This is a genomic window from Bacillus sp. RB3 (assembly GCF_030164735.1).
Lineage (GTDB): Bacteria > Bacillota > Bacilli > Bacillales > Bacillaceae_G > Bacillus_A > Bacillus_A cereus.
In genome coordinates this window covers 1-2,369 of record NZ_JASNGE010000082.1, presented here as the reverse complement: position 1 = coordinate 2,369, position 2,369 = coordinate 1, and the positions used below count along the sequence as shown (strand labels likewise).

Here is a 2,369-nt window from a genome sequence, read left to right as displayed (position 1 = left end):
CTCCCACCTAAAATTGGTGTTTCACACCTTCACATTTTTGAGGAAGGAGTCTTCTGTCGGAAAACGATAAATGGTTATATATAATCTAATTTCCTTAAATGTAAAAAGGAGGTAGTCAAATTCGAATGGGGAAATTTGGTTTATATTTACCTTTTTAGCTATTTTAGTAGCTGGTTATGTTGTTGTTCAATATTTCATTTTATATGGGCTTCAAACAGAACTTGTATCGAAGCTAATATATGTATCTAAATTAAGTGATTTTTGGTATATTATGTTATTTTTACATATTGCAACTAGTATATTAGCATTAGTAATTGGTCTGTTAACATTAACCACAAAATTTAGAGGGAAGAATATAAGCTGTCATCGGATGTTCGGGAGAATCTATATGATTGGTATAATATTAGGTGGCATTTCAGGATTGTACTTATCCTTTTACGCTATGGGCGGATTGATATCAAGCATTAAATACAGTTAAAAATAAAAAAATTCAAGACCATCAGAATTGGATGATCAGAAATTATTCCTTAACCTTTGCAGCAGTTACATTGCGAATTTGGCTACCATTATTTGTATTCCTATTTGGATTAGAGAAGTTTGAACTTAGTTATGCTACTATAGTGGCAACTTATTGAAGTTTTAAGTTTATAATTAATAGACAGTTTTAGTTAAGGAAATTTAAAAGCGCTGTCTTTAAAGACAGCGCTTTTAAAAAAGGGATGACAGTTAACAACTGAAGGTACCAGTATATTACCATAATTAGGATTTTAATTCCATATTTTCATGTTGATAAATAATTTATTTGCAACGTATATTAAGCATCATTCAAAATCATGTATAGGTTATAATATGAATAAATATAGTGTAGCTAAAAAATTTTAAGACACCAATTCATTGGAACGGTAAAAACTGTTTTTGGAATAGGTGTCTTTTTTGTATTGAGCAGAATATATTTTCTCAACAGGAAAAATTGTAATTATCTATAAGTATTACTTATAAGGATAATAGGAAAATAGAAATTAATAATAAAGGAGAATGCGAAATGTTAACAGTAATATCTAATAATGACCTAGCTAAAATACGCGAAGAAGATGTAGATGTAATAAGGGTAATGGCACATCCGGTTCGATTAAAAATTATAAGTGAGTTAATGCATTATAAAATGTGCAATGTTACACAGTTAACAGAAATATTAAAACTTCCACAATCCACTGTTTCACAACATTTAGCAAAGTTAAAAGGAATTGTAATCCGTGCAGAAAGAAAAGGATTAGAGATGCATTATTATATTGATAATAATAAAGCTCGTCAGATTGTAGAAATTTTAGGACTATAGGTAAATTATACGTAAAAGTTTCCTAGGTCTAAGATAAATCATATACCATCTAATCGAATTATCGCAGAGGAGTTTGGAATTAACCGTACTGTTCCAGGTGCTACCCAATACATGCAAGATCTTATTTCTATCTTTAACCAAAAAGGATGGCATAAATCATTCTATGCATTCCGTGAAGACACATGGACAGGGATGAATTATGAATTGGGAACAGGAAAATTAAAATGGGATGAAGAGGGTAAACCGATGCGTCAAGATAATTCACTCTGGGATGTAATAAAAAAAGATCTACAAACGCATAAATAGTTTAGATTGTTAGGGTTAAGGACTAAATGTAAGCATCTAATTCAAATAGAATTAGATGCTTTTTATTTCAAAAAAATGTGGTCGTAATTGTTTAAACCTTTAAAGTGAAAAAAGTTTTATGAATTTTTTGTGAGATCCCAACCCTTAAATGTTGAAATTTATTTACTTATTTCTCCATTTGGATATATTTCTCCAATTGGATGGAAGTTTAGAATACAGAATCAAAACATAATAGGCTGTTATCGATGAGTTTATCGTAAAGTTGTTATTTAATGTGTCATCAAATAACATTTATATACAATAATACATAAAGAAAAGGAGATATATATATAAATATAGAGTAATAGACACAACTTAAATAGTATAAATAGTTTAGATTGTAAAAACATGAAGAAGAAAACAAAAAATCCTTAAGAGTACTAAGGAAAAATGAGGGAGATAATATGGGGAATAATTCAAAACATAAAACTAGAAAAATACTTGCAGCTACTGCTACAGTAACTATGCTTGCGACTGGAATGATTTCTTCATCAGATGTCTTTGCGGAGCAAAAGGAGCAGCAAAAAAAATTATCGACATCACCGCAAAGTGAAAAGTCAGTTAAATCAGAAAATAGAACATTTACAGTCCCAGGAAAAGGAGATGTTGAGGTACTAAAACAACAGGAAAGAAAAAGTATGGCATTTAGTCCATATGAACCAACTGGTTTATATGCAAAGCCAAATGA

At 29.9% G+C, this 2,369-nt stretch carries 1 protein-coding gene and 3 pseudogenes; all 4 read left to right on the top strand.

Features of this window, described 5'->3' with window-relative positions; genetic code table 11:
- Nucleotides 1-271: 271 nt before the first annotated feature.
- Nucleotides 272-620: pseudogene (locus QO049_RS30375) on the top strand (DUF2306 domain-containing protein); the annotation flags it as partial.
- 422 nt (nucleotides 621-1,042) lie between these two features.
- Nucleotides 1,043-1,336 (top strand): ArsR/SmtB family transcription factor, encoded by a 294-nt coding sequence (locus QO049_RS30370; protein ID WP_097797635.1) that lies wholly within the window; start codon nucleotides 1,043-1,045, stop codon nucleotides 1,334-1,336.
- 27 nt (nucleotides 1,337-1,363) lie between these two features.
- A pseudogene (locus QO049_RS30365) lies at nucleotides 1,364-1,642 on the top strand (glycoside hydrolase family 5 protein); the annotation flags it as partial.
- Nucleotides 1,643-2,085: 443 nt separating this feature from the next.
- A pseudogene (locus QO049_RS30360) lies at nucleotides 2,086-2,369 on the top strand (S-layer protein); the annotation flags it as partial.

Coding starts and splice junctions, on each gene's coding strand:
- QO049_RS30370 (WP_097797635.1), top strand. CDS start 1,043: ATGTTAACAGTAATATCTAATAATGACCTAGCTAAAATACGCGAAGAA.